Annotated in this window: 27 protein-coding genes, 3 pseudogenes and 1 riboswitch; of the genes and pseudogenes, 20 read left to right on the top strand and 10 right to left on the bottom strand. The window is 62.9% G+C overall.

Annotated features, from left to right (window positions below; all coding sequences use genetic code 11):
• Window positions 1–21 precede the first annotated feature (21 nt).
• Window positions 22–1,440 carry a magnesium transporter gene (mgtE, locus tag AC0L2P_RS21340; protein WP_473503739.1) on the top strand — a complete coding sequence of 473 codons (1,419 nt, stop codon included), beginning with the start codon at window positions 22–24 and terminating at the stop codon, window positions 1,438–1,440.
• 139 nt (window positions 1,441–1,579) lie between these two features.
• Window positions 1,580–1,966, top strand: coding sequence for a MerR family transcriptional regulator (locus AC0L2P_RS21335; protein ID WP_023676566.1), 387 nt, complete (start codon window positions 1,580–1,582; stop codon window positions 1,964–1,966).
• 19 nt (window positions 1,967–1,985) lie between these two features.
• On the opposite strand, the gene AC0L2P_RS21330 is transcribed toward AC0L2P_RS21335, so the two are convergent.
• Both AC0L2P_RS21330 and AC0L2P_RS21325 read right to left on the bottom strand, forming a co-directional pair.
• Window positions 1,986–2,492 (bottom strand): methyltransferase family protein, encoded by a 507-nt coding sequence (locus AC0L2P_RS21330; RefSeq protein WP_473503737.1) that lies wholly within the window; start codon window positions 2,490–2,492, stop codon window positions 1,986–1,988.
• A 16-nt stretch (window positions 2,493–2,508) separates the two neighbouring features.
• Window positions 2,509–3,507: a heparan-alpha-glucosaminide N-acetyltransferase gene (locus AC0L2P_RS21325; protein WP_473503735.1), complete on the bottom strand. Its 999-nt coding sequence runs from the start codon at window positions 3,505–3,507 to the stop codon at window positions 2,509–2,511.
• 249 nt (window positions 3,508–3,756) lie between these two features.
• A riboswitch (cobalamin riboswitch) is annotated at window positions 3,757–3,954 on the top strand.
• Window positions 3,955–3,991: 37 nt separating this feature from the next.
• Between AC0L2P_RS21325 and AC0L2P_RS21320 the strand changes: the two genes are divergently transcribed.
• Genes AC0L2P_RS21320 through cobO form a run of 4 tightly spaced genes read left to right on the top strand, consistent with a single transcriptional unit; the run spans window position 3,992 to window position 6,090 of the window.
• Window positions 3,992–4,171: a CbtB domain-containing protein gene (locus AC0L2P_RS21320; RefSeq protein ID WP_473503733.1), complete on the top strand. Its 180-nt coding sequence runs from the start codon at window positions 3,992–3,994 to the stop codon at window positions 4,169–4,171.
• 15 nt (window positions 4,172–4,186) lie between these two features.
• Window positions 4,187–4,957: a CbtA family protein gene (locus AC0L2P_RS21315; RefSeq protein WP_473503731.1), complete on the top strand. Its 771-nt coding sequence runs from the start codon at window positions 4,187–4,189 to the stop codon at window positions 4,955–4,957.
• The gene (gene cobU, locus AC0L2P_RS21310) at window positions 4,950–5,471 is read left to right on the top strand and encodes a bifunctional adenosylcobinamide kinase/adenosylcobinamide-phosphate guanylyltransferase (protein WP_473503729.1); all 522 of its coding nucleotides are present in this window, start codon (window positions 4,950–4,952) and stop codon (window positions 5,469–5,471) included. Before AC0L2P_RS21315 ends, cobU begins: the two co-directional genes overlap by 8 nt.
• A 1-nt stretch (window position 5,472) precedes the next feature.
• A complete protein-coding gene (cobO, locus tag AC0L2P_RS21305) occupies window positions 5,473–6,090 on the top strand; it encodes a cob(I)yrinic acid a,c-diamide adenosyltransferase (protein ID WP_473503727.1) in 618 nt (205 codons plus the stop codon).
• A 51-nt stretch (window positions 6,091–6,141) separates the two neighbouring features.
• On the opposite strand, the gene AC0L2P_RS21300 is transcribed toward cobO, so the two are convergent.
• On the bottom strand, window positions 6,142–6,900 hold the full coding sequence (locus tag AC0L2P_RS21300; RefSeq protein ID WP_473503725.1) for an SDR family NAD(P)-dependent oxidoreductase: 759 nt from the start codon (window positions 6,898–6,900) through the stop codon (window positions 6,142–6,144).
• Between the two features lie 80 nt (window positions 6,901–6,980).
• Window positions 6,981–7,793, bottom strand: a complete 813-nt coding sequence (locus AC0L2P_RS21295; RefSeq protein WP_473503723.1) for an NIPSNAP family protein — start codon at window positions 7,791–7,793, stop codon at window positions 6,981–6,983.
• 150 nt (window positions 7,794–7,943) lie between these two features.
• Between AC0L2P_RS21295 and AC0L2P_RS21290 the strand changes: the two genes are divergently transcribed.
• Window positions 7,944–8,555, top strand: a complete 612-nt coding sequence (locus AC0L2P_RS21290; protein ID WP_473503721.1) for a TetR/AcrR family transcriptional regulator — start codon at window positions 7,944–7,946, stop codon at window positions 8,553–8,555.
• A 60-nt stretch (window positions 8,556–8,615) separates the two neighbouring features.
• On the opposite strand, the gene AC0L2P_RS21285 is transcribed toward AC0L2P_RS21290, so the two are convergent.
• The gene (locus AC0L2P_RS21285; RefSeq protein WP_473503719.1) at window positions 8,616–9,209 is read right to left on the bottom strand and encodes a hypothetical protein; all 594 of its coding nucleotides are present in this window, start codon (window positions 9,207–9,209) and stop codon (window positions 8,616–8,618) included.
• A gap of 119 nt (window positions 9,210–9,328) precedes the next feature.
• Between AC0L2P_RS21285 and AC0L2P_RS21280 the strand changes: the two genes are divergently transcribed.
• Entirely contained in the window at window positions 9,329–10,459 is a 1,131-nt protein-coding gene (locus AC0L2P_RS21280) for a metallophosphoesterase (RefSeq protein WP_473503717.1), read from the top strand.
• 65 nt (window positions 10,460–10,524) lie between these two features.
• Here the strand turns inward: AC0L2P_RS21280 and AC0L2P_RS21275 are convergent, their stop codons facing one another.
• Window positions 10,525–10,704, bottom strand: coding sequence for a CsbD family protein (locus AC0L2P_RS21275; RefSeq protein WP_254820647.1), 180 nt, complete (start codon window positions 10,702–10,704; stop codon window positions 10,525–10,527).
• Between the two features lie 147 nt (window positions 10,705–10,851).
• On the opposite strand from AC0L2P_RS21275, the gene AC0L2P_RS21270 reads away from it, so the two are divergent.
• The 7 genes from AC0L2P_RS21270 (at window position 10,852) to AC0L2P_RS21240 (ending at window position 14,956) form a co-directional block, all read left to right on the top strand.
• The gene (locus AC0L2P_RS21270; RefSeq protein ID WP_473503715.1) at window positions 10,852–11,520 is read left to right on the top strand and encodes a glutathione S-transferase family protein; all 669 of its coding nucleotides are present in this window, start codon (window positions 10,852–10,854) and stop codon (window positions 11,518–11,520) included.
• 75 nt (window positions 11,521–11,595) lie between these two features.
• Entirely contained in the window at window positions 11,596–12,351 is a 756-nt protein-coding gene (locus AC0L2P_RS21265) for an SDR family NAD(P)-dependent oxidoreductase (RefSeq protein WP_473503713.1), read from the top strand.
• An 864-nt stretch (window positions 12,352–13,215) separates the two neighbouring features.
• The gene (locus AC0L2P_RS21260) at window positions 13,216–13,425 is read left to right on the top strand and encodes a cold-shock protein (RefSeq protein ID WP_010915421.1); all 210 of its coding nucleotides are present in this window, start codon (window positions 13,216–13,218) and stop codon (window positions 13,423–13,425) included.
• 341 nt (window positions 13,426–13,766) lie between these two features.
• Entirely contained in the window at window positions 13,767–13,994 is a 228-nt protein-coding gene (locus tag AC0L2P_RS21255; protein WP_473503933.1) for a hypothetical protein, read from the top strand.
• On the top strand, window positions 13,994–14,401 hold the full coding sequence (locus AC0L2P_RS21250) for a hypothetical protein (RefSeq protein WP_254820653.1): 408 nt from the start codon (window positions 13,994–13,996) through the stop codon (window positions 14,399–14,401). The genes AC0L2P_RS21255 and AC0L2P_RS21250 overlap by 1 nt, the downstream gene beginning before the upstream one ends.
• Window position 14,402: 1 nt before the next feature.
• Window positions 14,403–14,567, top strand: a complete 165-nt coding sequence (locus AC0L2P_RS21245) for a hypothetical protein (RefSeq protein WP_473503711.1) — start codon at window positions 14,403–14,405, stop codon at window positions 14,565–14,567.
• A 50-nt stretch (window positions 14,568–14,617) separates the two neighbouring features.
• Entirely contained in the window at window positions 14,618–14,956 is a 339-nt protein-coding gene (locus AC0L2P_RS21240) for a YkgJ family cysteine cluster protein (protein WP_473503709.1), read from the top strand.
• A 37-nt stretch (window positions 14,957–14,993) separates the two neighbouring features.
• Here AC0L2P_RS21240 and AC0L2P_RS21235 read toward each other — a convergent pair whose 3' ends face one another.
• Complete coding sequence (locus tag AC0L2P_RS21235) at window positions 14,994–15,923, bottom strand: AraC family transcriptional regulator (protein ID WP_473503707.1); 930 nt, start codon at window positions 15,921–15,923, stop codon at window positions 14,994–14,996.
• A gap of 162 nt (window positions 15,924–16,085) precedes the next feature.
• Here AC0L2P_RS21235 and AC0L2P_RS21230 point away from each other — a divergent pair, with 162 nt between their 5' ends.
• On the top strand, window positions 16,086–16,505 hold the full coding sequence (locus AC0L2P_RS21230; protein WP_473503705.1) for a nuclear transport factor 2 family protein: 420 nt from the start codon (window positions 16,086–16,088) through the stop codon (window positions 16,503–16,505).
• 85 nt (window positions 16,506–16,590) lie between these two features.
• Window positions 16,591–17,202, top strand: coding sequence for a LysE family translocator (locus tag AC0L2P_RS21225; RefSeq protein WP_473503703.1), 612 nt, complete (start codon window positions 16,591–16,593; stop codon window positions 17,200–17,202).
• A 59-nt stretch (window positions 17,203–17,261) separates the two neighbouring features.
• Here AC0L2P_RS21225 and AC0L2P_RS21220 read toward each other — a convergent pair whose 3' ends face one another.
• A complete protein-coding gene (locus tag AC0L2P_RS21220; RefSeq protein ID WP_473503701.1) occupies window positions 17,262–18,296 on the bottom strand; it encodes an AraC family transcriptional regulator in 1,035 nt (344 codons plus the stop codon).
• A 193-nt stretch (window positions 18,297–18,489) separates the two neighbouring features.
• On the opposite strand from AC0L2P_RS21220, the pseudogene AC0L2P_RS21215 reads away from it, so the two are divergent.
• Window positions 18,490–18,917 (top strand): annotated as a pseudogene (locus tag AC0L2P_RS21215) (GFA family protein).
• 54 nt (window positions 18,918–18,971) lie between these two features.
• Window positions 18,972–19,432, top strand: a pseudogene (locus AC0L2P_RS21210) (OsmC family protein).
• A 155-nt stretch (window positions 19,433–19,587) separates the two neighbouring features.
• Here AC0L2P_RS21210 and AC0L2P_RS21205 read toward each other — a convergent pair.
• On the bottom strand, window positions 19,588–19,974 hold the full coding sequence (locus AC0L2P_RS21205; RefSeq protein WP_473503931.1) for a nuclear transport factor 2 family protein: 387 nt from the start codon (window positions 19,972–19,974) through the stop codon (window positions 19,588–19,590).
• 63 nt (window positions 19,975–20,037) lie between these two features.
• Window positions 20,038–20,433: pseudogene (locus AC0L2P_RS21200) on the bottom strand (OsmC family peroxiredoxin); the annotation flags it as partial.
• Window positions 20,434–20,554: 121 nt separating this feature from the next.
• On the opposite strand from AC0L2P_RS21200, the gene AC0L2P_RS21195 reads away from it, so the two are divergent.
• Window positions 20,555–21,154 (top strand): TetR/AcrR family transcriptional regulator, encoded by a 600-nt coding sequence (locus AC0L2P_RS21195; RefSeq protein ID WP_473503699.1) that lies wholly within the window; start codon window positions 20,555–20,557, stop codon window positions 21,152–21,154.
• Window positions 21,155–21,456 lie beyond the last annotated feature (302 nt).

Here is a 21,456-nt window from a genome sequence, read left to right as displayed (position 1 = left end):
ATCCGATGGCGGGAGGCGCTGGTGGAAGGCCAGGACGAACACATGACCGGCGCCAGGGCGGCCGAGGAGCGCCGCGCCGACATCTATGACGAGGACGGCGTCATCCTGTCGTCGTTTCTCGCCCAGATCGGTGCCGCGATCGCCGATCGCGATACGCTGACGCTGAAGCGTGAAGTCGACGATCTGCACCAGTCGGAACTCGGCCACCTGCTCGAGGCCCTGCACCCGGAACAGCGGCGCGCGCTGGTCGAATTGCTGGGCAAGGATTTCGATTTTTCCGCGCTGACCGAGGTCGACGAGGCGATCCGCCGCGACATCGTCGACAGTCTGCCCAATGCGCAGATCGCTCAAGGTGTGCAGGATCTCGATTCCGACGATGCCGTCTACATTCTGGAAGACCTCGACCAGGAGGACCAGGACGAGATCCTGTCGCAATTGCCGTTCACCGAGCGGATAAGGCTGCGGCGCTCGCTTGACTATCCCGAAGAGACCGCCGGCCGCCGCATGCAGACGGAGTTCGTCGCGGTGCCGCCATTCTGGACGATCGGCCAGACCATCGACTACATGCGCGAGGACAACAATCTTCCCGACCGTTTCAGCCAGATCTTCGTCATCGATCCGAGCTTCAAGCTGCTCGGCGCCATCGACCTCGATCAGATCCTGCGGACCAAGCGCTCGGTCAAGGTCGAAGAAGTCATGCATGAGACCAGGCATGCCATCCCGGCCACCATGGACCAGGAGGAGGCGGCGCGCGAATTCGAACAATACGATCTTCTGTCCGCCGCCGTCGTCGACGAGAACGAGCGGCTGGTCGGCGTGCTGACCATCGACGACGTCGTCGACGTCATCCAGCAGGAAGCCGAGGAAGATCTGCTGCGCATGGGCGGCGTCGGCGACGAAGAACTCTCGGACAGCATCTTTTCAACCTCGCGTTCGCGCGTGCCCTGGCTGCTGGTCAATCTTTTGACGGCTTTCCTGGCGGCCTCGGTGATCGGCCTGTTCGACCGCACCATCGAGCATATCGTGGCGCTGGCGGTGCTGATGCCGATCGTCGCCGGTATGGGCGGCAATGCCGGCTCGCAGACCATGACGGTCACCGTGCGGGCGCTGGCGACCAGGGACCTCGACATCTACAATGCCGGGCGCATCATCCGCCGCGAAATCGGGGTGGGCTTCATCAACGGCATCATCTTCGCTATCCTGATCGGCATCGTTGCGGCTGCCTGGTTCCACGATCGCAATCTGGGCGGCATCATCGCGGCTGCGATGATCATCAACATGTTCGTGGCGGCTCTGGCGGGCATTCTGATCCCGCTGCTGCTCGACCGCTTCAAGATCGACCCGGCTGTGGCTTCGGCGGTTTTCGTCACCACGGTCACCGATGTCGTCGGTTTCTTTGCCTTTCTCGGGCTTGCCACATGGTGGTTCGGCGTGCGCTGAACGGCACCTTAATTGACTTTTACGTAAATGCCGTGCGAGGCTTTGGAAGGTGCCTTGTCCGCCGATTCTGGTACGTGCCTGGGCGCCGCCGGCGCCGGCCAGTTGGAACTCGCGGTGTGGCCGGGGCATTGGAGTGACGATGCGCGAATACTATTCGATCACGGAGCTGACCCGCGAATTCGACGTGTCGACGCGGACGTTGCGCTTCTACGAGGACGAAGGGCTGGTGCAGCCGGTAAGACGCGGCCGCACCCGGCTGTTCCGTCCGTCGGACCGTCATCTCATCCGCCAGATCATGCGCGGCAAGAGGCTCGGCTTCTCAATCAACGAGATCCGCGAAATCATCCAGATGTACCGAGAGCCGCCCGGCGAGGTCGGCCAGCTCAAGCTGATGATCAAGCGCATCGAGGAAAAGCGCGAGGATTTGCGCCAGAAACGCCGCGACCTCGAAGAGACCCTGGCCGAGCTCGACCAGGCCGAGGAATCCTGCGTCGAGCGGCTGGTGGAACTCGGCGTCACCACATAGGCTCGGTGTCAGCCTCGGCTCAAATCCAGCGCCGCACCCTTTTGGCGTAATCCCGGTATTTCTTGCCGAATTTGGCCGTCAACACCTTCTCCTCGCTCTCGATCGTCAGCTTCTGCGTCAGGAACGCGGCGATGACCGCCAGCGGCAGGAACCAGGCGATTCCAGTGACAAAGGCGAGGCTGACCAGCAGCAATGTGTTGGCAAGGTAGATCGGGTTGCGGCTGACGGCGAAGGGTCCGGTGGTCACCAGATGGTCCGGCACGCCGCTCGGGTTGAGCGTCGTCTTGGCGCGGATCATGGTGCGGATTGCCGTGAACCAGAGCGCGGCGACCGCCACCAATCCCACAAGGCCGGCGGCGAACAGGACGTCGCCGAGAAGATCGCCGATCCACGGCAGCGGATAGAACAGCCCTAGCGCGACGCTGACGATAATGACGGCGATATAGATCAGCGGCGGCCATGGAATATGCCCCGGCTTCGGCTGCCCAGGATTTTGCTGCACGGGTTTCGGGTGACTGTCGCTCATTGTTGTCCTCCCTCGATTAGCGCGTTCCCGGTTGCACCGCCTCGGTTTGGGCGGTGCAGGTGCTGGCGAGCTCGCCTATATGCGCCTTCCACTCCGGGGACTGGTCGTTGCTGTAGAGCCGGTCAAGCGAGGCTTCGCCCTGAAGAGTGTCCAGCATGCAGACACAATAGCTGGAGCAGAACTCGGTGTCGCGCGCCTGCTCGCAGGATATCTGGCAGGATTTCAGAAAATTCACCTCCCTGCTTTCGACCTGCGCCGGCATGAACTGCGAAAACAGCCAGACCGAGCCGATAAGCACCGGCTGATGGATCAGATAGAAGGCAAGGCTGTGCCGGCCGATGAAGACCAGCGGGTTTGCCCAGACGCCGGGCGCCAAGGCCGACAGCCGCGTCAGTGCGCCGGAGGTGGCGGCGAGCTTGGTAACCGCGATGCCGGCAAGCACGGCGCCGAACCACGGCAGCAGCGGAACGTAGTCATTGGAGCGCGGGTTGGTCGCCGACAGGCCGACCCACCACAAAGCCGGATGATCGAAAAGCTCGGATCGCAAGTAGAAAGGCGCGGCGATAACGAGGGCCGCCACGGCAAGCGTCAGCAGCGCCGGCAGCCGCAGGAACGCCAGCCCGAGCAGGCTGGCGAGCGCGATCTCGTGCAATATGCCGAAGAAGATGAAGCCGTCGGGCGTGGCGATGCGGGTGACCAGCGATATCGCCAGCGCTGCCCCGGCAACCATGGCGAAGCGCTTCCAGAAGCCGGTCCAGCGGATTTTTTTGCCATGGGCGAGATAGAGGCTGACGCCGACCAGGAACAGGAAGCTCGAGGCGATGCAGCGCGCGTAGATTTTCCACCAGCCGAAGGCGGTGAGGCCTGGGTCGGTGTAGCCGAAGAATTCGAGGTCCCAGGTGAAATGATAGCTCGCCATGGCAAGCAAAGCGATGCCGCGTGCAATGTCGATGGCGGCGATGCGCTTCGACTTCGGTTGATCCTGAACGGCTGCGCTCGGCGTGTCGATGCTCATGGTCTCGCTGTCTTGGTTCAGCCCCGGCAAGACGACTACCACGGTTGCCACCGTCAAAAGAAGCAGAGCCTTGCGTCGCGTTGGCGCCGGTCGGCATCACTATACGGGGACAGGATGCCGGCAGGCAGGTCAGGGGCAGTGCAAATGCCCGAAGTAAAGGCCGAAGTTGAAACCGAAAGCCGTACCTTGGCGGCGCATTCGCCACACGATCCGGCGGAATTTGGTTTGCCGGGCGCGGCGATTCTGCCTATAGTCGCCGATGTCGTCGGTTCCATTAGGGACCAAGAGGGAATGCGGTGAGGGCAGGTTGTTTGCCCAATGCCGTGGCTGCCCCCGCAACTGTGTGCGGTAGTCCTCTCCATATGCCACTGAAGGTTCGCCCTTCGGGAAGGTGGGGAAGGGCGCTGATCCGCGAGCCAGGAGACCTGCCGGCGACAGGAAACTGACTTCTATGCCCTCGGGGTGGAGGGCGAAAGGACAAGACATGAATACCGCTTCCGTCTCGCTCGGCGCTTCCGTCTCCTCGCAGTCGCGTCTGATGCAGCTGGCGCTTGCTGCGTTCCTCGGCATGTTCGTCATGGGCTTTGTCGGCTTCTCGCATATCGATGCGGTCCACAATGCCGCGCACGACTATCGCCACTCGATGGGCTTTCCCTGCCACTGACAAGGGGCTGACATCATGACACTGTTTCGCAACGTCGTGTTCATCGCGGCGATCGCAGGGCTTGTGGCCGGCGTCGCTCTCGCCTGCATGCAGGCCTATGCCACGGTGCCGCTTATCCTGAAAGCGGAGGTCTACGAACAGGCCGGCGGCGGCCATGATCATGCCGTGGCATCTGCGGCACCGGCCGCCACAGGCACGACGGCTATGAGCAGCGCCGCGCCGGCTGAAGCAGTGGCTCCGGCGGAAGAGGAAAGCTGGGCACCGGCCGACGGTTTCGAGCGCTTCGGCTTCAGCGTCGTTGCCAATATCGTGACCGGTATCGGCTTTGCGCTGGTCCTGGTTGCGGTTTCGGAGTTCGCCGGCGGCATCGGCAATTGGCGCCAGGGCCTGTTCTGGGGGCTTGCCGCTTTTGCCGTGTTCACGCTGGCCCCGGGCCTCGGCCTGCCGCCGGAACTGCCGGCGATGCCGGCGGCCGACCTTGTCCAACGCCAGGTCTGGTGGTGGGCGACGGTGGTGGCGACAGCGGCCGGTCTCGGCTTGCTCGCCTTCCGCAGGTCGCTGCCGCTGGCGGTTCTTGCGGTGGCGTTGATCGTCGCGCCGCATATCGTCGGCGCGCCGCAGCCCGATAGCTTCGAAACGGCGATCCCGGAAGGTCTGCACCACCAGTTCGTGGTGGCGGTGACGCTGACCAATCTGGTGTTCTGGCTGGTGGTCGGCGCGGTCGTCGGCGTGGTGCGCGGACGCTTCACGGGCACGGCGACCAGCCTGCGCGGCAGCTTTGCCTGACCGCGCTGCCGGGGCGCTGACCCTGGTCATCGGCGGTGCGCGCTCCGGCAAGAGCGCGCATGCCGAGAGCCTGGTGCGCGCCTGTCCGGCGCCTTGGAGCTATGTCGCCACGGCGCAAGCCTATGACGAGGAGATGCGCCAGCGCATCGCGCTGCACCGCTCGCGGCGCGGCGCCGGCTGGACGACCATCGATGCGCCGCTCGACCTTGCCGGCGCGATCGGAGCGCTGCCTGACGGCCAGCCTGCGCTGATCGACTGCCTGACGCTGTGGCTGACCAACCATATGGTGGCCGAACATGATGTCGAGGCCGAGTGCCGAAAGCTGGCCGATGTGCTGTCGCGGCCGCGTGGACCCTGGTTCGTGGTGTCCAACGAGGTCGGCCAAGGCATCGTGCCGGACAATGCGCTGGCAAGGCGGTTTCGTGACGCCGCCGGCCGGCTGAACCAGGATGTCGCTTCTGTCGCGGACGTCGTGCTTTTGATGGTGGCGGGGCTGCCGCTCAAGGTGAAATGACATGGCTGATAGTATCGATCTCATGGACGAGGAACGCCACCGCGCCAAGATGGCCAAGCGCAAGGCGGTGCAGGACGCCGAGGTCGCGGCCAAGACGGTCGAGAAGGGACTGCTGATCGTCAACACCGGACCGGGCAAGGGCAAGACCACGGCCGCCTTCGGGCTGGCGCTTAGAATGCTCGGCTACGGCAAGCGCGTCGGCGTCGTCCAGTTCATCAAGGGCAAGTGGCACACCGGCGAGAAGGAGGCTTTTGCCTGCTTCGGCGATCGCGTCGTGTGGCAGGCCATGGGCGAGGGCTTTACCTGGGAGACGCAGGACCTGAAACGCGACATCGCGGCGGCGGAGGCCGCCTGGGCGAAGGCGCTCGAGCTGATGGCCGAGCCGTCGATCAGCCTGGTGGTGCTCGACGAGCTGAACATCGCGCTGCGTTACGACTACCTCGACCTCGAAAAGGTGGTCGCCGCGCTCAAGGCGCGTCGCGAGGGCCTGCATGTCGTCGTTACCGGCCGCAACGCGAAGCCGGCACTGATCGAGGCGGCCGATCTTGTCACCGAGATGGGTGTGACCAAGCACCACTTTTCCGCCGGTGTGAAGGCGCAGCAGGGGATTGAGTTCTGAGGGATTTGGCGATCGGGGAAGGGCGTTTCGGAGCAGGCGGCCGAGCGCTCCTCACCCCGCCGTGTACCCTCCATCCACTGCAAAGATACCGCCGCTGGTCCATGCCGCTTCGTCACTGGCGAGATAGACAGCGATGCCGGCAAGGTCGCTGGACCGGCCGATGCGGCCGAGCGGGTAGCTGCGCTCGACATAGGTCTTGAGCTCGGCTTGCGCGGCTTGCGGCAGGTTTTCGATCGACCTGCGCCGCATCGCCGTGTCGACCGTGCCCGGCGCGATGGCGTTGACCCTTATGCCGCGCGGCCCGAGCTCGAAGGCGAGCGATTTGGTCAGCGAATTGAGCGCGCCCTTCGACAGCGAATAGAGGCTGGACGGCCGCTTCGGGATCATCTTGTGCGCGAAATAGGACGAGATGTTGATCACCGAAGCCGCGCCCGGCGCGAGATGCGGCAACAGCCGTTGGGTGAGGAAAAATACGGCCGTGACGTTGAGCGCGAACGACTGCTGGAACTGGTCCTCGCTGACGGTTTCGAACGGCACCAGGAACGCCACGCCGGCATTGTTGACGAGGATATCGAGAGGTGGGCCGCGCTTGACATGCTCGACCACGGCGTCGATGCCGGCGCCGGCAGACAGGTCGGCCGACAGCGTTTCGACGTTATCCCCGAGTTGCTTGCGGGCGGCGTCGAGTTTTTTGCCGTCGCGGCCGACGATCAGCACGCCAGCGCCTTCGCGCAAGAAAGCCTCGGCGATTGCCAGCCCGATCCCGTCCGAGCCGCCGGTGACCAGCGCCCGTTTGCCGCCTAGTCTCATCCAACACTCCCGCGCCCCTCTGCCGTCAGCTTGCGTCATCCAGAGGAGCGCTGCCTGCACTTCGGGTCAAGCCGGGTTGCCTATCCTGGCGTATGAAACTTCGCGTCGCGCCACCGCCCAAGCAGCGACTGTGAGGTTGGCGACAACCGCAAAGTCTCAGTCGCCTTGGCCATACGTGACTGGACGCTCTGCTCGAATGCCTGCCACTCCGGGGAGGCAGCCAAGGCTGCCTCGTGGCGGGCATGCGCTTCGGCGCTGTCGAAACCGGTGATGCTGATCAAGACGTTTTCGCCCGCCCGCACCGGCAGCCGCGGAAAGCTGTTTTCGGCATGCTCGGTGACGAAGGTGGCCTGCGGCCGTGCGCCAAATGCGGCAAGCACCGGAAGAGCCGCGGTCTGGAAATCCCTGGCGAAGCCGGCTTCGAGGCCCGGTTGCAAATGATGAATCCTGATGACGACAATTGCCTGCAAAGCACTACTTGTGCTTGGTTTTTCGAGATCCGTCTGGATTACTCGTTGCGATCCCGAGAGGTCTAGGCCGGCGCCCGGCCAAGCCGGCTTCAGCAGCAGCACGTCATCAGAATCGATCATCGTGGCGTTGGCGGCGTCGCGCCAGGCAGCCCAGACCGGCCCGTCATAGAAGGCGGTCAGAGCATCCTTCCTCGCGACCATCCCATCGAAGCCGCGCAGCCAGACGAACATGTCCGGCCGGTCGAGATCGCGGAACTGGCCGATGATGGTCATCCCCGCGGTCTCCTGGCCCTCGATCAGCTGATTGTCGAAGACGCCGATCAGCGTCTCGCGCCGGCCGGGTTTCAGCGTGTATTGCCTGAGTTCGACGACGGGCGAGGCGAGCAGATCGGATTTAGGCGCGGCGTTCAAAGGCAGGTTCATTGCGCGATCTCCAAAACAGGACAGTCATCCTGTTTTATAAAACAGACCGGTTGTCCTGTTTTGTCAATCTGCTATCGTGTGAACATGTCAGCAGAGACGACAGCCCGCCCAAAGTCGCGGCCTCAAAAACGCACCAACGACCCCGAAGGCATGCGCAAGAAAGTGCTCGATGTCGCCGAGGAGGCATTTCAGGCACGCGGCTATCATGCGTCCAGCATGGGCGACCTGATGGCGACGGCGCGCGTTACCGGCGGCGCGCTGCACCACCATTTCGCGACCAAGAAGGCGCTGGCGCTCGCAGTGATCGAGGAGCGTGTCGCCGCCGCGGTCGAGGAGACATGGATCGCGCCGATGCGGATGGCCGGCTCGGCGCGCGAGGGCGTGCGCTCCGTGTTCGCGGCCGTCGCGGCGGAGCTGGAGCAGCAGGGATTCGTGCGCGGCTGCCCGCTCAACAATCTGGCGCATGAACTGTCGCTTGCTGATCCGGATTTCCGCATTGCCCTTGCCGGCATCTTTTCGGCCTGGCGTCAGGCGATCGCCGACAAGATCGGCGCCGACCAGCAGGCGGGCCGGGAGCTGGGCACCGATCCGCAGCGCTTCGCAGCGCTCGCCGTCGCCAGCTATTCGGGCGCCATGTCGATGGCCAAGACCGCACAGGACGCAAGCGTGCTGCGCGACTGCCTGATGGCGTTGGAGCAAGGAGCTATATCGTCCAAAACAGGAACGAGGCGACGTAACAGGATTCTGCACAGAGCCCTCTGACGCCGGCAGGACAGAGGCGCCGCTGTCGCTGGCTATGACCAAGACGGGAAGGCCGAGCTCCTAATTCGGCAACGGCTTGATCAGCTCGTAGCCGACCACGCTTTCGGCGCTGGTGTCCTCGTCATAGCGCCTGGCCACAACTGCCTGCAGGTCGGGTGCGTAAAGCGCGGTAAACTCGTCCCGCGTCTCGCCGGCCTCGCTCCTGATGGTCTGCTTGACCGCGAGCACGGAGTATTTGCAATTACCCAGGCTGAACGTCTCCTTGCCCTTGACGTTGATCTCCAGCGTCTCGGTGCCCTTCGGCGGCTTGTTCGGTGCGAGACGGGCAAACACGATCTTGCTCTTGGCACCCGCCTTCAGCGGGAACACCTTCCTGAGATCGGAAAACGGGATCATCGCCAGCTGCCCCGTGCTGCTGTCGCGAAACACCTCGATCAGCCCGCCGAACAGATACTGCGACTGCGGCGATTGCGACTGGTATTTGTTGGCCACGGCCACCATTCCGCCCGCCGCCGGACGAAATTCGCTGTGGATGCCGGGCCTTTCGAGAATGAAGCCGGCCTTGGCCGATTTGGCGTCGATGCACTCGGCGCCATGCGCTGCGCTCGTCACCGCCAGAATGGCCACCGTCATGCCGATGGATGCAGTGTTCATGGCGTCCTCCTCTTCCCGCGCAAGTTGAATGCCGAAAGCAATGCCAGACCTAGGAGAACGTGTCGACATGCTTTGCGAGCAACTGGACTGCCGGTCCGCGTCGTGCTGAATTTTAGCGCATGATGCACCGCATTCCCGCCGCACCGGTTTCCCGGCGCAGCTTTCTGATGAAGGCAGCGGCCGTTGCCGTGGCTGGCGGCGTTTCGCGCCCGGCCTTCGGCCAGACCGGGCAGCGCATCCCGCCGATCAACGCCATCTTCCTGTTTATCGCTGATGTCCATGCCTGCCGCATGGCAAACGGATTGAACCCGCACTGCGAGCAGGAAGGCAAGACCGACGCTGCCTTGCTGCGCAATGTCGCGGCGCTCAACGGCGTCGGTGACAGGCAATGGCCGGCCGAAATCGATGGCGTTGCCACCGGCCTGCGCTCGACGGGCAAAATCGGCACGCCGCTCGGCCTCGTCGTTGGTGGCGACATCACCGATGATGGCGGCGGCCAGATCACCCAGCCCAGCGAGGGCACGCAGCTGCTTCAGTTCAGCCAGCGCTACCAGCAAGGCGTCGGCCCCGACCGCGTGCACGTGCCGGTCTATGTCGGCCTCGGCAACCACGACCTCGACCAGAACGGTCCGCGCTCGCATGTCGACTGGTACCGCCGCGAAATGCGCGACTACGTCGAGGTCAACCACCGCCCCGGCGTGTTCTTCAAGCCGCCCGTGCCGGCGACCGACTACGATGTCGAGACCGATTGCTATTCATGGGATTGGGGCGGTCTGCATCTTGTCCAGACGCACCGTTTTGCCGGCGATACCGGCCACGGCGCCGCCAGCAGCCTGCCCTGGCTGAAGCAAGACCTGGCGACCTATGCCGGCGACGGCCGACCGGTCATCCTGTTCCAGCATTACGGCTGGGATACTTTTTCGATCGAAAGATGGGACGCCGCCGAGAAAACCTTCGACGACGGCGGCACGGGTCCGCCGCACTGGTGGAGCGAAGCCGACAGGCAGGCGCTGCTGGCCGTGCTGAAGGGTTACAACGTCGTGGGCATCTTCCATGGCCACCAGCACGCGACGCCGATGATCTACCACCGTGACGGGTTCGATTTGTTCAAGCCGAAGGCCGCCTTCATGGGCGGCTTTGCGTTGGCGCAGGTGACCGGAAACAGCATGGAGGTGGTGCTGGGCGAAGCCGCCGGAGATCATGGCGAGGTCACCTTCACCAATGCATACAGCAAAAGCCTGACTTTCTGACGGGTAAGAGAGGACGCAAAAAAGGCGGCCGAACCGCCTTTTTCCTGGTTTGCAAAGGGCCGGCGTCAAAGCGCCTTCTTCACCTTGTCCTTCACGTCGCCGTAAGCCTTCTGCATCTTGCCGGTCGCCTTGTCGACGTCGCCTTCGGCCTCGGTGCGCCTGTTGCCGGTGGCTTTGCCGGCGGTCTGCTTGACCGAACCCTTGGCTTGCTTGGCAACGCCGGCAACCTGATCCTTGTTCACCATCTCGCATCTCCTGAACCGTTCGCCTGGAGAAACGGTCGCGGATCGCTTAGGTTCCGGGTTCTGCTCGTCGATTGGGATAGCTTCCGGCCGCGAAGCCGACAGGATAGGGTGCGCCAGAAGGCCCGAACAAACAGGGCCGGAGGGACAATGGCTGAATTCGCGCTCTTCATCGGCAACAAGTGTTTTTCGTCGTGGTCACTGAGGCCATGGCTGGCGATGAGGCATCTGGAGATCCCGTTCGAGGAAGGTCTTGTGCGCCTGCGCACGCCCGAGACCGCGGCCAATCTGGCCAGGATATCGCCGACCGGCCAGGTGCCGGTGCTGAACCATCGGCTGCCGAATGGCGAGGTCCGGATCGTCTGGGAGACCCTTGCCATCCTTGAATATCTCGCCGAGCTGTTTCCGGAGAAAAAGCTCTGGCCGGCCGATATCGGCGTCCGCGCGCTGGCCCGCTCGGCGGCAACGGAGATGCATTCCGGCTTTCGCGAGGTCCGTTATGGCTGGCCGATGAATTTGCGCCGGCCGAAAGGCCACAAGCCGCTCGACGCCGAAGGTGAGGCGCAACGGGCGCGCATCGAGGATTTGTGGCGGCAATGCCGCGAAAAATACGGCAAAGGCGGGCCGTTCCTGTTCGGCCATTTCACCGCGGCCGACGCTATGTACGCGCCGGTCGTCACCCGCTTCGACACTTATGGTGGCACGCTGGCAACCGATACCCGCGCCTATGTCGACGCCGTGCTTTCGATGCCGGCGATGCGCGACTGGTATGCCGAGGCGGCGAAAGAGCCTTGGCCCGAGCCCGGCCCAGACGAGTAACCAAGCAAAGCCGGTCTTCCACTTCGCAGCCCGCGGCCTATCTGAAGATCGGGCAGGGGTTTTGGAGACTTCACAATGACATCTGTTTCTTCCGCACTGGCCGGCAAGGTCGCTCTCGTCTCCGGCGCTTCATCGGGCATCGGCGAGGCAACCGCTGTGGCGCTCGCAGCCGCCGGGGCCAAGGTGGCGATAGCCGCACGCCGCGCCGATCGTCTCGAAGCGCTGGCCGCGCGCATCGAAAAGGCCGGCGGCACGGCGCTCCGCATCGAGGCCGACGTCACCAGCAACGAGGATCTCACCGCCATGGTCGACAAGGTTGTCGCCGAATGGAGCCGCCTCGACATCCTCGTCAACAATGCCGGAGTGATGCTTCTGTCGCCCGCCGCCGAGGCGGTGCTCGACGACTGGCGCCGCATGGTCGAGCTCAACCTGCTGGCGCTTATGGGCGTCACCAAGGCGGCGCTGCCGCATCTGAGGGCCGCCAAGGGTCATATCGTCAATGTCTCGTCGGTCGCCGGCCGTGTCGCCAATCCGGGCGCCAGCGGCTACGCAGCAACCAAGTTCGGTGTCGTCGGCTTTTCCGAATCGCTGCGCCGAGAAGTCTACGCCGACAAGGTTCGTGTCACCGTCATTGAGCCCGGCCTGGTGCGGACCGAGCTCGGCGACCACATCACCAATCCGGCGTTTAAGGCTGATCTGGACAAGCGGCTCGCGAGCATGGAAGCGCTGACCGCGGGGGACATCGCCGCGGCCATTCTCTATGCCGTGAGCCAGCCGGCACACGTCAACGTCAACGAGATCGTCATTCGCCCGACCGACCAGGAACGGTGAACGGCGCAGATATTTTCGCTAGGCTTCGAATCCGGCCCGCAGGAAATCGCCACATTCCTCGACCAGCCGCGACGGGTCCCTCGCGAGATAGACACCGAAATCCGCCGTCGGCGCCGGCGGCAGATTGAAGCGTCCGTTGAGGCTTTGGCAGTCGGGGGCAGTCCTTTCTGCAGCAGAAGCGCGACGCGAAGCCCGGCCCGGCAAAGCGCTATGGCACTCGCGCCGAATTCGGCGCGGTGGCGCATTCCGGGCCAGCGACGCCGCCGCCTATATTAACGGCGTGGCGCTGCCCGTGGATGGGGGCTCAGCCGCGGCATGCTGCGAGGGGACGGGTGTAGTGGCGCGAATGGTCGCATCACACAGGAACGCCCCTCGTGCCTTTTATCTGCGCGGGGGGCGTCCTAGTTGTCGTCCACCTTTTCTCAAGATCGCTCTTTCGAGAACGGCTTCGACACCGAAAAAATGCCCCGGCGCCAAAATGGTTCCCGGCTGGAGCAATTCCAGGAAAAGTGTGAACGGTCTTCCGTCCGGAATTGCGCAAAAGCAAAGAGGCAGAGCGGTTTATCGTTTCCGTGAAATGAGAACCGGTCCAAGTGATTCTTTCGGCGGCCAATAGCCCGGCTTTTGCTGTCGGATTTGCCGGCGTGCGGACCGCCGCCACGCGTCTCTGCGAGTGTGGCAAATCAAAAAAATTGACACAGCGAGCAAAGAAGTCTACAAGAATTTGTCGATGTTTGTTTGACCGACTTTTGTTATCCGCGCGCCGAGGCGCGCCTTTGACGAACTTCCCCATCAAAATCGAGACAAACGTTGTCGTGCATCCGCATGACGGCGAATGAATATTTGCCATGGAAAGGGTTCGTTATGAGCACAGGCACAGTTAAATGGTTCAACGCCACCAAGGGTTTTGGTTTTATTCAGCCTGACGACGGTTCTGCCGACGTTTTTGTCCACATCTCAGCCGTCGAGCGCGCCGGAATGCGCGACATCGTCGAGGGCCAGAAGCTTGGCTACGAGATGGTCCGCGACAACAAATCGGGCAAGATGTCCGCCGACCAGTTGAAGGCGGCCTAAACGGAATCAGCCTCGCCGGTGACCACGGATGTACTGGCACCGGTGAATGGCAAATTCCAGCGCATGGTCGCGGGGAGGTTAAGTCCCGCTCATGCGCATGAGAAGAACGTTTCTTTGCGCGTCTCTCGGGATGCGCGGGCGCTCTCATGGAAGGTCAGGCGGTGCCTGGCCTTTTTCATTTTTGCGCTTCTACCGCCGAAAGGCGCTGCTCGACGGCCTAGACGTGCTAAGGACGTTTCAGCAATTTGAAACCGGCTGCCGTATTGCTTTGTGCGGGTTCCTGGCCGAAAGACCAGTCTCGCCACCTTTTCGGCGGCGCGCTCCGAACCGGGAGAAAGACCTTGACCGAAACTTCAAAAAAACCCCGCGACCAGGCCGAATCCATTTTTGGCAAGAGGCGGACCCAGTCGATGTCGCTCGACCGCATCAATTCCGAACGGGATGCCGTCAGCCAGGCCCGCGAAGCCAAGACCGCGCGGCTGCGCGAACTGCGCCTGGAAAAGGAAGCCGACGACCTGGCGGCAGCGGTTGCGCTCGCGGCCTCGCCAAAACGCGCGGGCAAACGCTGATGGCGACCAAACGCGTGCCTCAAAAGGCGATCGCCGCCGATTCGACCATCGCCGATGTCGTGGGTGAACTCGACAAGCCGGTCGAATATGTCCGGCGCGTGCTCGAAAAACTCGAGCGCTGCCGGCGTGTCCACGGCGATGCCCAGGTGCGGCTCGGCGTGCGCGGTCGTGCCGAATGCCCCAATTACCTGATCGAATACGTCCGGGAAAACGCCAAGACCCACGAGCGCGTGACCTTTCAGGATGCCGCCTACAGCGGCAGCACGCATCGCGAGCTGGCGCCCCGGCACATCGAGGAAGCCAGGAACTGGTCGCCCGAAGAAATGAACATCACGGCCGTATCGGCGCTCATCGGCCGCCTTCGCAATCCGAATGCGCCATCATCGCGTTTCTCCGACGAGGATTGATATGGCAATCAAGTTTTCTGCCAAGAACCAGCCGGCAGTGCCTGCTGCCGCCGTGAAGCCGGCCAAGCCGGCCGCCGCGCCGAAAACCGGTGAAGCCGCCGAAGCGGGCACCGATCTGTTCAGGTCGCCGGCCGAAGCACCGCCGCGCAAGCCGAAGAAGAAATAGCGCCCTTGCAGCAAAATGCCGGCCGGAAATCTGTGCCAAGGCTGCTTGCCTTGGCGGTCGCAGAGGATTTTTCATCGCCACAAGAGGGCGCCGATCCGGTCGCCTTCGATTGCCAGACCTGTGGCGCCTGCTGCGCCTACTCCTCCAGATGGCCGCGCTTCTCCACCGAGGATGACGCGCAGCTCGAGCTTATCCCGCAGAAATACGTGGCTGCCGACGAAGCCGGCATGCGCTGCGACGGCGCGCGCTGTTCGGCACTGTGCGGCGACGTCGGCAAGTCGACCGCCTGCGGCATCTACGAGATCCGTCCCGACGTCTGCCGCGCCTGCATGCCGGGCGACGACGACTGCCTGATAGCGCGCCGGGCTCACGGACTGCCGACGCCGTAATGACGGCCCTCGGGCTGGCGTCCCAGTTTGAAATTCGTCAGTCAGATGATCTAAAGTCGTTGCGGTAGAGGCCGGGCGATCGTCCGGTCAACCGTTTGAATGCCTGCGAAAACGACGGCACGGATTCATATCCGACGGCGCGCCCGATCTCGCCAATATTCTGCTCCGTTTCCCGCAGAGCCTTGGCGGCAAGGTTCATCCGCCATCTGGTCACATAGGACAGCGGCGGCTGTCCTAAGAGTTGAGCGAAGCGACGCGCGAAGGTGGCCCGGGACTGTGCCGCGCCGCTGGCAAGGGAAGCGATAGTCCAGGGATTGCCCGGCCGCTCGTGGATCAGGCGCAAGGCCTGCGCAATGCCTTTGTCGCGCAAGGCGCCAAACCACCCCCCTGTTCCGAGTGGCTGATGTTCGATCCAGGCACGCAACAAGAAGATCAACGTGCTGTCGAGAAGGCGTGGAGCGACAATGTCGTGACCGCCGAGATTGCCTTTCGCTTCGACCTGCAGAAGTTCCAGGGCAAGCCGCAGCGGCTCGCTGGTGTCGATCTGTTTCCGGGTCAAATGGATCAGCGGAGGAAGCAGCGAAACCATCGGGTATGGCCCGACGCCGTCGAGTGAATATCTCGCACAAAGAAGAGTTGTCGCGCCGCTCTCGTTTTTCGGCTCTGGTCCGCTCCGATTTGCGGAAAGGACGGCGGATATAGATGCCGTCGGCGCATCCAACGGATTACAAAGAGCATGTCCCACTCCGCTCGCGACAAGGATGACGTCTCCCTGGCCTAAGCAAACCGGCTCCTTTTCACCGGCTAACCGCAGCCAGCATTCGCCGTTCTGTATGACGTGGATGGCGGCATTCCTTGTCGGATCGACTGAAATACCCCATGGCCGATGCAGGGTCGCGCTGCCGATCATGGCGCTGCCAAATGTCAGCGAAGCAAGAATTTCGGACAAGGCGTCCATGAGAACCATACTCCAAGGATGAATAGGAACGACGCTATTAGACGATTGGATAAGAATCTAGCGGAATAGCGTATCGACCATCTCACAATCGCGACAGATCATGTTGGCAATGTCGGCGTGCGGACGCTCCTGTCCTCGCCGGGCAGAAGCAGCCACCTGACGGAGCAAAACATGCGTGACGAACCATCAAATCTACTTCCAGCCAATGCCAATAGTTCGCTCGAGACCAACAAGATGATCGTCCTGGACTTCATCGACAAAGCAGTAAACCAAAGCAACATCGAAGCTGCTTCGATGCATTTTGGCGAACGCTACATCCAGCACAATCCGAACATTGCGGATGGTGCGGAGGGCTTCAAGGCCTATCTGCAGCAGCTCAAACAGTCATTTCCCCTCGTGAGCGGAGAGGTGAAGCGGATTTTTGCCGAAGGGGATTTCGTCATCGTGCACATGCACGCAAAACGCGAACCGGAGGAGGAAGGCTTGGCCATTGTCGACATTTTCAGGCTGAAGGACAGCAAGCTCGTCGAACACTGGGAAGTCCGGCAGCCTGTTGCCGATAGCAAGCTGCACGCCAACAGCATGATCTGAATGCGGATAGCTCTCAGGCTGGCTTGTGCCCGCACGTTTCGCTGATTACGTTGCCGGCGGCAGGGACAGCACCGGGAGACCATCCGTGAGCATCGAATTCTTGTTGACGTCGCTGATTGTCGTGGCTTCGCCGGGCACCGGCGTTCTCTATACGCTGAGCGCCGGGCTTTCGCGTGGTGCGCGCGCCAGCATCATTGCCGCTTTCGGCTGCACGCTCGGCATCATTCCGCACATGGCGGCCGCCATCACCGGCCTCGCGGCTCTGCTGCACACCAGTGCCGTCGCCTTCGAAACGCTGAAATATCTTGGTGTTGCCTACCTGCTCTACATGGCCTGGAACACGCTGAAGGAGAAGGGCGGCCTGAGCGTCGATGAAAATGTCGCGCCGCGTTCGGCCGGAAAGGTGATCGCCTCGGGCATTCTCATCAACATCCTCAATCCGAAGCTGTCGATCTTCTTCTTTGCCTTCCTGCCCCAATTCGTCAGCACCAGTGAATCGCATGCGCTGTCGAAGATGCTGGAACTCAGCAGCGTCTTCATGCTGCTCACCTTCGTGGTCTTTGTCGGCTACGGCATCTTCGCGGCGTCGATCCGCAGCCATCTCGTGTCGCGGCCAAAGGTGCTGACCTGGATGCGCCGTACCTTCGCCGGAGCCTTTGTCATGCTCGGCGCCAAACTGGCGTTGGCGGACCGGTAGATCTCCCTGTTTTGACGCGATTCCGGACGGAAAACCGCTCGCACCATTCTTGGAATTGCTTACCGCTGCGGATCGGCCGGCCCGCTTTCGGTTTCGGAAGCGTCGCCGCCTCCGAAACCGGGCGCAGCGCGAACACCCAGCCGCCAGGCCGACGGGGAGACGCCGATCATCTTCTTGAAGGCACGGCTGAACGCCGCCTCGGACTCGTAGCCGATTTCCGCCGCGATGTTCGCGACGTTGCTGTTGCCGGCGCTGAGCAATTCCGAGGCAATCTGCATCCGCCACTTGGCGAGATAGTGCATCGGCGGCATGCCGACGAGTTTCGTGAAGCACTCGGCCAGCACGGTGCGCGACAGCGCGGCCTCCTTGGCCAGCGCCTCCACCGTCCAATTGTGCGCCGGCCGGTCGTGGATCAGCGCCAGCGCCTTGCTCAGATGCGGATCGCGCAGGCCCGCCAGCCAGCCGGTTTGTTGTGGCGGCAGCGACTCCACATAACGGCGCAACACGTCGACGAACATCAATTCGCTGAGCTTGGTGAGCACCGTCTCGCTGCCAGCCCGCTTTTCCGCGACCTCCGACACCGCCAGCTTGATGAACTGGCCGAGCCAGCCGCCGTCGCCTTTCACGTCTCGGGCCTTGATGACCGGCGGCAGCGCTTCGAGCAGCGGATTGAAGGGCAGCGCATCGCAAGCGAGATAGCCGCATACCAGCCGGGCCGACAGCGATCCGTCTTTGACGTAGTTGATGGGAAACGGCCTCTGGCTGGCGGCGGCGATCTCCAGCACATCCGCGGTCGGCGGATCCGCGCGCAGGGCCGGATTGCTCGACATGATATGCGGATCGCTCCTGGTGAAGACCACGACTTCGCCGGCCTCCACCGAGATCGCCTCCTTGCCTACGATGCGGGCGAAGCAGCGGCCGGCCGTGAGCACGTGGTAGGAAATCAGATGATCCGCGCCCGGCAGTATCCTCGGCAGTATCGATGACTGGGCAGGCGAGCAGACGGCCCATGGATCCTGGGCCCTGATGTCGAAAAACGTCGCGCCGGTGAGACGCACCTTTTTCAAGAGGTCAGACAGAGCGTCCCCGGCCATTCCATCCATGTCCCGTAAGTTGCGCGGCAACCCGGCGCGACATCCCTTTCGAGTTCCGGACGCGCTGTCAAGTGAGGCGGACGCCCCGTCATTCCGTTCATTGCCGGAAGCTTTAAAATCCCGTCGGCGCTGAGCTCTGTCTCAAATCAGGTGCTGAGCGCAGTCGAACTCGGAAAAGATGAGGATCTAAGTCATGACGGTACATAAGGGCGGATGTTTTTGCGGCGCCGTGGAAATCGAAGTGCACGGAGCGGCCGAGGCGATGGGCTACTGCCATTGCAGTTCCTGTCGTTCGTGGTCGGCGTCTCCGCCGTGAACGCCTTCACGCTGTGGAAGCCGGAGAACGTCAAGGTCACCAAGGGCGAGGAGTTCCTGTCCGGTTTCGAGAAGTCAAACATGAGCAACCGTCAGTTCTGCACGAAGTGCGGCGGCCATCTGATGACAGATCATCCGCCGCTCGGACTGGTCGACGTCTATGCGGCCACGATACCGACGGTGAAGTTCACGCCGGCGGTTCATGTCAACTACGCCGAGACGGTCCTGCCGATGAAGGACGGATTGCCGAAGCTGAAGGACTTCCCCACCGAACTCGGGGGCTCGGGCGTGAGCGTGCCTGAGTAACCCGGCAATGACACACGATTTCGAACACCCACATCTCACGACAGGAGAATACGCATGGACATCACGACTTTTCGCGCCACGCAGGAGCCGATCAAGGATCTATATCGCAGGAATGCGCGCGCGGCACTTCTTACGCTGAAGGCCAAGGGCAGTGCCGACGACTCCAAGGTCACCTGCAAGGTCGAGACAGGACGTGGGCTCGCGCTGGCGGGCATCCATCCGAAGGCCGGGGCAGCGGACAGGAGCTTTGTTTCGGCGACATGCTGCTGGAAGCCCTTATCGCATGCGCCGGCGTCTCGATGAGGGCGGCGGCCGCCGTCCTCGAAATACCGATCAAGTCGGCCGAAATCTCCGCCGAGGGCGACGTCGATCTTCGCGGCACGCTCGGCGTCACCAAAGGTGTGCAGGTCGGCTTCAAGGAGATCCGCCTGCGGTTCGACAACGAGACCGACGTTGCGCAAGACCGGCTGACTGACCTCCTCGAGCTCACCGATCGCTACTGCGTGATCTTCTAGACGATCCAGCGCAGTCCCAAGACGTTCGTGAAGCTTCACAAGGTCGTGCGGTAGCCACGACCGGCCCGGACTCCTAAACTTTGGGATTCCGGGCTGGACCTGAGCGCGGCCTCACTGAATGCAGCTTGGCTGAATGCAGCTTGTCGCGCCAAGCGCTATCCCTTCACGTAGCCCATTGCCTCGACGATCTTCCCGTCCGCCACGCGCATCAGGTTGACGCCGCGGATGGAATTACCGTCGGCCATCCAGTAGCGCCAGCGGATCGTCGCCCGGTTACCGGCGACGAAGGTTTCTTCGATGTCGAAGCGCGTGCCGGGTCCGGTCGCGATCGCCGACCACAGTTCGACGCAGGCGCCCTTGCCGATGCGGCGGGCGCCGTCCGGGGCCGGCGTGGTGTTCTCGATCACGCAATCTCCCGCCACCAGATCGTCGAGCGCCGATGGGTCGTGGCGCTGGAACACGTCGTTGTAGCGCCGCATGATTTCGGCCGTCTCAGCGGAGCGTTCGGCTGCGGCGATGTCGATGATGAGTTCCTGTGTCATTGGATATTCCTTCCCTTCAGTGATCGGTAGCGGTTTCGATGAGGCGGGCCTTGTGATCGCGGCGACGCCGGCCAGCGCCCGCGATACGAGGCAGCTCTCCTTGGCCGTCTGCGCCAGCCGCTCGAAATCTCCCACCGCCAGCCCGGCGGCGCTTGCCTCCGTCTCAAGCTCGATGCGGGTCAGCGTCGGTCCGGCCGCGGTGGCGCCGAGATGCGCTTTCGCGATCGTGTGGATGCGTGCGGGACTGTAACCTTCGCGGCCGAGGACGGCGCTCAGCGCCATCGAGAAGCAGCCGGCATGCGCCGCCGCAATCAATTCCTCAGGGTTGGTGCCGGGACCGGTCTCGAAACGCGACGGGAAGGAGTAGGCGCCTTCGAAGACGCCGCTGCCGAGCTTCAGCCGGCCCGAACCTTCCTTCAACGATCCCTGCCATCGGGCCTCTGCTTCACGAATGGTCATTTCTCGTTCTCCTCCTTTGATGAACAGACCGTCAGAATATATAAACTGATCTACATATTAGGTAGACCGATTGCTATATTCGGCGCAAGCCCTATAATGCTCGCTCCTGACAGAGGCTGACATGGCGAACGACACCCGCACCCGCATGCTCGAAGCGACGGCGCTGCTGCTGAGGCAGCGCGGCTATCACGGCACGTCGCTCAACGACATATTGAGCGCCTCAGGCGCACCGAGAGGCTCGCTCTACTTCCACTTTCCGGGCGGCAAGGACCAACTGGTGCTCGAGGTGACGCGCAATAGCGTCGCCGATGTGACGCAGCGGCTGGACGCCGCGCTCGCCGCCGAAAAGGATCCGGCGGTGGCTGTCCACCACATCTACCAGTCGGTCGCGCGCATGCTGGAAGACAACCGGTTCACGCTCGGTTGCCCGATCGCGCCCGTAGTGTTGGACTCGCCGACGGACATGCCGGAGTTGGTTGAGTTGTGCCGGTCGGCCTTTGATCAATGGATAGGCTTGCTCAGGGCGGCGTTCCTAAGGGCAGGGGTGCCCGAGCGCCGCGCGCATGCGCTGGCGCTGCTGGTCGAATCATCGCTGGAAGGGCTGATGGTGATCGCGCGCGCCACCCACGACCGCGCCCCGGTGCTGGCGGTAGCCGACGAGGTCGCGGCGCTGATTGAGGGGGCATTGCTGGCTAAGGGCGCCGCTGCCGTGGTGCATTGACGCCGCTGTTTGAGCTTAGCGGCTTGCTCTCAAAGCAAAAAGGGCGACCTCTCGGCCGCCCTTTCCGCATCTGAAGGCTGATGGGTTGGATTAGAAATCCATACCGCCACTCAAGCCCGCTTGCGGGCTTGAGCAACTTGAATTCATGGGCGTGCTTTACGGACGCCTTAGAAATCCATGCCGCCCATGCCGCCCATGCCGCCGCCGCCCATGCCGCCAGGCATACCGCCGCCAGCCGACTCCTTCTTCGGAGCCTCCGCGATCATGGCTTCGGTGGTGACCAGCAGGCCGGCGACCGAGGC

This window comes from Mesorhizobium sp. WSM4836, from assembly GCF_055811815.1.
This window is presented reverse-complemented; position numbering and strand designations above follow the sequence as displayed.

Coding starts and splice junctions, on each gene's coding strand:
- AC0L2P_RS21195 (WP_473503699.1), top strand. CDS start 20,555: ATGGCGAACGACACCCGCACCCGCATGCTCGAAGCGACGGCGCTGCTG.
- AC0L2P_RS21235 (WP_473503707.1), bottom strand. CDS start 15,923: ATGGTTCTCATGGACGCCTTGTCCGAAATTCTTGCTTCGCTGACATTT.
- AC0L2P_RS21280 (WP_473503717.1), top strand. CDS start 9,329: ATGATGCACCGCATTCCCGCCGCACCGGTTTCCCGGCGCAGCTTTCTG.
- AC0L2P_RS21260 (WP_010915421.1), top strand. CDS start 13,216: ATGAGCACAGGCACAGTTAAATGGTTCAACGCCACCAAGGGTTTTGGT.
- AC0L2P_RS21285 (WP_473503719.1), bottom strand. CDS start 9,209: ATGAACACTGCATCCATCGGCATGACGGTGGCCATTCTGGCGGTGACG.
- AC0L2P_RS21265 (WP_473503713.1), top strand. CDS start 11,596: ATGACATCTGTTTCTTCCGCACTGGCCGGCAAGGTCGCTCTCGTCTCC.
- AC0L2P_RS21320 (WP_473503733.1), top strand. CDS start 3,992: ATGAATACCGCTTCCGTCTCGCTCGGCGCTTCCGTCTCCTCGCAGTCG.
- AC0L2P_RS21330 (WP_473503737.1), bottom strand. CDS start 2,492: ATGAGCGACAGTCACCCGAAACCCGTGCAGCAAAATCCTGGGCAGCCG.
- AC0L2P_RS21295 (WP_473503723.1), bottom strand. CDS start 7,793: ATGAACCTGCCTTTGAACGCCGCGCCTAAATCCGATCTGCTCGCCTCG.
- AC0L2P_RS21205 (WP_473503931.1), bottom strand. CDS start 19,974: ATGACACAGGAACTCATCATCGACATCGCCGCAGCCGAACGCTCCGCT.
- AC0L2P_RS21335 (WP_023676566.1), top strand. CDS start 1,580: ATGCGCGAATACTATTCGATCACGGAGCTGACCCGCGAATTCGACGTG.
- AC0L2P_RS21245 (WP_473503711.1), top strand. CDS start 14,403: ATGGCAATCAAGTTTTCTGCCAAGAACCAGCCGGCAGTGCCTGCTGCC.
- AC0L2P_RS21250 (WP_254820653.1), top strand. CDS start 13,994: ATGGCGACCAAACGCGTGCCTCAAAAGGCGATCGCCGCCGATTCGACC.
- AC0L2P_RS21325 (WP_473503735.1), bottom strand. CDS start 3,507: ATGAGCATCGACACGCCGAGCGCAGCCGTTCAGGATCAACCGAAGTCG.
- AC0L2P_RS21270 (WP_473503715.1), top strand. CDS start 10,852: ATGGCTGAATTCGCGCTCTTCATCGGCAACAAGTGTTTTTCGTCGTGG.
- AC0L2P_RS21220 (WP_473503701.1), bottom strand. CDS start 18,296: ATGGCCGGGGACGCTCTGTCTGACCTCTTGAAAAAGGTGCGTCTCACC.
- cobO (WP_473503727.1), top strand. CDS start 5,473: ATGGCTGATAGTATCGATCTCATGGACGAGGAACGCCACCGCGCCAAG.
- AC0L2P_RS21315 (WP_473503731.1), top strand. CDS start 4,187: ATGACACTGTTTCGCAACGTCGTGTTCATCGCGGCGATCGCAGGGCTT.
- AC0L2P_RS21230 (WP_473503705.1), top strand. CDS start 16,086: ATGCGTGACGAACCATCAAATCTACTTCCAGCCAATGCCAATAGTTCG.
- AC0L2P_RS21300 (WP_473503725.1), bottom strand. CDS start 6,900: ATGAGACTAGGCGGCAAACGGGCGCTGGTCACCGGCGGCTCGGACGGG.
- AC0L2P_RS21290 (WP_473503721.1), top strand. CDS start 7,944: ATGCGCAAGAAAGTGCTCGATGTCGCCGAGGAGGCATTTCAGGCACGC.
- AC0L2P_RS21275 (WP_254820647.1), bottom strand. CDS start 10,704: ATGGTGAACAAGGATCAGGTTGCCGGCGTTGCCAAGCAAGCCAAGGGT.